The sequence below is a fragment of the Cellulosimicrobium sp. NPDC055967 genome, assembly GCF_042269845.1.
Taxonomy (GTDB): Bacteria; Actinomycetota; Actinomycetes; order Actinomycetales; family Cellulomonadaceae; genus Cellulosimicrobium.
Genome location: NZ_JBHJYJ010000038.1, coordinates 1 through 1,547, shown reverse-complemented (window position 1 = coordinate 1,547; position 1,547 = coordinate 1). Strand labels below are relative to the sequence as shown.

The following is a 1,547-nucleotide window of genomic DNA, read 5'->3' as shown; positions in this document are numbered from 1 at the left end:
TTACAGCGGCCCGGCAAGTGCGCGCTGAATGGGCGTAACTGCGGCTGACACAAATCCCATTGTGGGAGCGGGCTTGCCCGCGATAGCGGCAGTTCAGTCACTGTTTCTGGCAACTGACCCACCGCCATCGCAGGCAAGCCAGCTCCCACATTTGATTTGTGGCGGTACCAAAACTCTCTGCCCCGCGCAGCCCCCCTGTGGGAGCGGGCTTGCCCGCGATAGCGGCAGCCCAGTCACTACTTCTGGCAACTGACCCACCGCCATCGCAGGCAAGCCAGCTTGTATGGTTAGACTTGTAGGGGTGGTGGGACTAAAAGCCAGCATCTGACTCTAGCCAGTACAGACCGTGGGAGACTTCGCCCCACCCCTTCACCAAAGCGCCGATAAGGAATGCATCGGCCATGACCGACGATAGAAGCAAGCCAGCGCAACGGTGAAGCCCCGACAAGCCCGTAAACCCTAACCCGGAGCTTTTCTCATGGCAATGACTGTCTCGCAATCAATCATTGGAGTGGATGTCGCTAAAGCCGAAGTAGTTGTTTATCAAAGTGAAACTGCTGAAACAAAGATCGTATCGAACAAGAAAAGCGAGCTGAAGGCATGGCTGAAGTCTTTGCCTGCGGGCAGCGCCATCGCAATTGAAGCCACCAATATCTATCACGTGGATACCGTCAACTTGGCTCATTCGATGGGCCATATCGTTTACGTGATTGATGGATATCGCCTTAGCCATTACCGCAAAGGCACAGGTGGTCGCGCTAAAACAGACTTCAGTGATGCGCAGTTGCTGGCTCGCTACTTGAAGAATGAACAGGCTGATTTACGCGCCTGGAATCCGCCGCCGAAGATTTATACCAAGCTTCAAAGCTTGCTGCGTCGACGCGCAGCGCTGGTGAAAATGCGTGTTGCACTGAATCAGAGCTGGGCGGGCGAGCCATCACTCAAGGCCTCGTCCAAGAGCATTTCAGCGTGTCTTGATAGGCATGAGGGGCTCATTGAGAAAAGGATATTAGATGCTGTTACTGAGGCGGGGCTTTTGCATCAGGTCAAGCGCTGCCAAGCCGTCGAGGGCATTGGTTTTCTGACAGCGGTTGCCCTGGTAATGGCGTTTCAGCGAGGAGAATTTGAAAGTGCTGACGCTTACATCGCGTTCTTGGGAATGGACTTGAGAGTGTCCGATTCAGGGCAAATGAGCGGACGCCGCTCATTGAGCAAGAAGGGAGATTCAGAGATACGCAGATTGCTGCATAACGCGGCGTCAGCAGGTATCAGGTCAGAAGCCTGGAAACCTTTATACGAGGGTTATCTGGCCAGGGGCCTGAAAACGACTCAAGCCCTGGTCATCATTGGCCGCAAGCTGGCGCGCATCGCCTTTTCGCTCATGAAAAACCTGAGCGAATACCAGTCAAAAGCGGTTTTGGGGGCTTCCCCAAAACCATAGAATCTCCTACATTGAGCGTGCGCGTTTAGATGCCTTGCGGGGTCTCTTCACCACCCAATGCTTCCACCAGCGCCGGCAGGAAGTCGCCGAAGGTCAGCATCATCAG

At 54.6% G+C, this 1,547-nt stretch carries 1 protein-coding gene; it reads left to right on the top strand.

Annotation, left to right across the window (positions count from 1 at the left end):
- Window positions 1-478: 478 nt before the first annotated feature.
- Window positions 479-1,441 carry an IS110 family transposase gene (locus ACFC2L_RS20190; protein WP_076965387.1) on the top strand — a complete coding sequence of 321 codons (963 nt, stop codon included), beginning with the start codon at window positions 479-481 and terminating at the stop codon, window positions 1,439-1,441.
- Window positions 1,442-1,547 lie beyond the last annotated feature (106 nt).

Coding starts and splice junctions, on each gene's coding strand:
- ACFC2L_RS20190 (WP_076965387.1), top strand. CDS start 479: ATGGCAATGACTGTCTCGCAATCAATCATTGGAGTGGATGTCGCTAAA.